Consider the following 1,944-nt stretch of genomic DNA (forward strand, 5'->3'; position numbering starts at 1 on the left):
GTCACATCGGCGATCGGCATGATCTGGATGCCATCCTTTTTCCCCTTGGGGATGTAGACCAGCATGTTCTTGAAGTTGCCCACGCCCTTGGAACTGCCCAGCTGCTCTTCGATGGCGTCGACGGTGGCCTGATCGGCCAGCGGCTCGCTCACATAGAACACGAAGCCCGCATGCGCGCCGTTGAGGTAATAGCGGCGGCGGAACAGCGTGGCATTTTCCGAGAGCAGCCCGCTCTGCAGCGCCGACAGCCATTCCGGCAGGCCATAGATTTCCTGCGCCACGTCGGGCTGTTGCAACTGGAAAATCGTGCCAGGTGCATAGGCATGCTCATCGCCGCGCGCGCAGTTGGTCCACCAGAACACGTTGGGATCAATCCCGGCGCGGGTGTGGATGGCCGGGCTATGCGCCAGCGTAGCAATGCGCCCGCCCAGGTTCGGCACGCTCTCGAGATAGGCATTGCCCATCTGCAAGAAATCCAGCGCCCAGCGCTCGAACACGTCGGCCGCCAGCCACCGCGAAGGCGTCTGTTGCGCCACCAGCAGGTTGACCTTCAAGCCGATCGCGCTGCGGTGGTAGGGCGAGACGTTGAACGTCTGCGACAGCCGCGCCATCGGCAGCGGCGGCTCGTACCAGCGTCCATTGTGCCAGATCTCGAAATACTGGGCGAGTTCGCGGCGATCGAGCACGCTTTCCGGCTCACCGAAGCGAAACACCTTGGCGGGCGCATGGCTTGCCTGTTCCTCGGGCTGATCGGCCAGGGCCAGAGCGGTCGAGCTGGGTTCGGTCATATCGGTCCTGTCAGTTGAGGAAGCGCACGCGCCCGGCCGGCGCCTGGGTTTCGGCGCCGGCATCGAGCGGTTCGTTGGAAAGAGCGTGGAGAATGGCCCAGGCGATATCGGCGTGCCCGATCTCGCCGTTGCGCCGCGCGGTATAGGTCACGCCGCGCTGGCTACCGGTCAGCGTCGGGCGGATGGCCATGAAGGCCTGCATCACGTCAGTCCAACCGGCATCGAATTCGATGCGCCCGGCCCGGAACACGTTCTGCCCCTTGATGACCAGGGCAGTTTTGCTGGCCACCGAATATTCGATCTTGCGCGCGAGCGGGAACCACTTGCTCACCAGTTCCCACACCGCCTGGCCATGCCCGGTGGTGTCGATCGATATGTCGGCGACGTTGTAGCGCTTGCAGACCGCCCGGATCGCGTCGGCCTGGCCAGCGAAGTCCAACCCGTTCAGCCGGATCTTCTCGAGCACCCGGAATTTACCCCCCGGTTTTTCAGGGGGCGCGAGAACGGCTAGCGCGGCATCATCCCGGCCCTGTTTGTTCGGGTCATACCCCAGCCAGACCGGCTTGTCCCCGAACGGCCGCCCGCCAGGGATTTCGATCAGCGCGGGCGCAAAATCCCGCCACTTGTAGAAGCTGTCCACCCGCGCCGGCGCGAGCCGCACGTAGGGGAACGAGCTTTCGGAATCGTCGATGTCCTCGCATTCGAACAGATTGCGGAAGCGCTCGTCCGAATACTCGCGGCGCAGCTCGTCCACGTCGACCAACTTGCCCAGGCCCTTGGCCACCGCGTCATGAATGGTGACGAGCTGTTGCCAGCTACCATCGGGCATGATCGCACCGTCCCGCAGATTGCGATGCGAGATATCGAACGGCTGCTGGTCACCTTTCGCGCGGCCGGCGTTCCACTCCTCACCCGACCAGAAGCCATAGGACTGGTGCGTCTTGGTCGAAGGCGTGGAGAAATAGGTCTTTTTATAGATCTTGTGCGTGGCCATGCCGCTGGCCACGCCGTTCAGCTCGGTGAACCCATGCACCCAGGCGAATTCATCGAAGTAGAAGTCCCCGCTCTCGCCCTGGGCGGTCGCGCTGTTGGTCGACAGCGGATAAAAGCCCACCGCATCCATCGCCGGCAGCGCCTGCGGCTCGCCATCCTCGTC

At 63.7% G+C, this 1,944-nt stretch carries 2 protein-coding genes; both read right to left on the reverse strand.

Features of this window, described 5'->3' with window-relative positions; genetic code table 11:
* A partial coding sequence (locus C8K14_RS22225) for a phage portal protein (protein ID WP_108338597.1) occupies positions 1-788 on the reverse strand: 788 nt, incomplete at its 3' end.
* Between the two features lie 10 nt (positions 789-798).
* Positions 799-1,944: terminase large subunit domain-containing protein (locus tag C8K14_RS22230; RefSeq protein ID WP_208110674.1), on the reverse strand; the 1,146-nt coding region annotated here is incomplete at its 5' end.

This window comes from Novosphingobium sp. GV079, from assembly GCF_003058045.1.
Lineage (GTDB): Bacteria > Pseudomonadota > Alphaproteobacteria > Sphingomonadales > Sphingomonadaceae > Novosphingobium > Novosphingobium capsulatum.